At 31.6% G+C, this 472-nt stretch carries 1 protein-coding gene; it reads left to right on the forward strand.

Features of this window, described 5'->3' with window-relative positions; all coding sequences use genetic code 11:
- Window positions 1-68: 68 nt before the first annotated feature.
- Complete coding sequence (locus FC84_RS04485; RefSeq protein WP_057756102.1) at window positions 69-374, forward strand: transposase; 306 nt, start codon at window positions 69-71, stop codon at window positions 372-374.
- Window positions 375-472 lie beyond the last annotated feature (98 nt).

Raw genomic sequence — 472 nt, forward strand, 5'->3', positions numbered from 1 at the left:
TATAATTTGATACAGATATATAAAAGCACTTTCGAAAAAAGTAAAATTTATTCGGAGGTGTTTTTATTATGACTAATAATCATTATTCATATGAGATCAAATTAGAAGCCATTAGGCTTCTTAATGCTGGTATGAGTGGACGTAAAATATGTAAGCAACTTGGTCTTAAAAGTGATGGGCTTATTTATACATGGCGAAATTGGTTAAGAAATGGCGAATACTATCGACTTAGACAGGGGCAGGGTAAACAATATAAATATCAGAAGGGCGATCTAGAACTACCAAACGAAATGCGTAAGAACTTAGAAATTAAACAAATGCAGGAAGAATTAGAAGTTGTAAAAAAATATTTAATCAAGGAAAGGTTGTGGTAAACCCATCCACTATTCTCTTAATCAAGTCATTAAGTACACACATTTCAATTACCAGAATTTGTAAGATTCTAGGTATTTCTAGAACAACGTATTATCGG

The organism is Lapidilactobacillus dextrinicus DSM 20335 (assembly GCF_001436095.1).
GTDB lineage: Bacteria > Bacillota > Bacilli > Lactobacillales > Lactobacillaceae > Lapidilactobacillus > Lapidilactobacillus dextrinicus.

Coding starts and splice junctions, on each gene's coding strand:
- FC84_RS04485 (WP_057756102.1), top strand. CDS start 69: ATGACTAATAATCATTATTCATATGAGATCAAATTAGAAGCCATTAGG.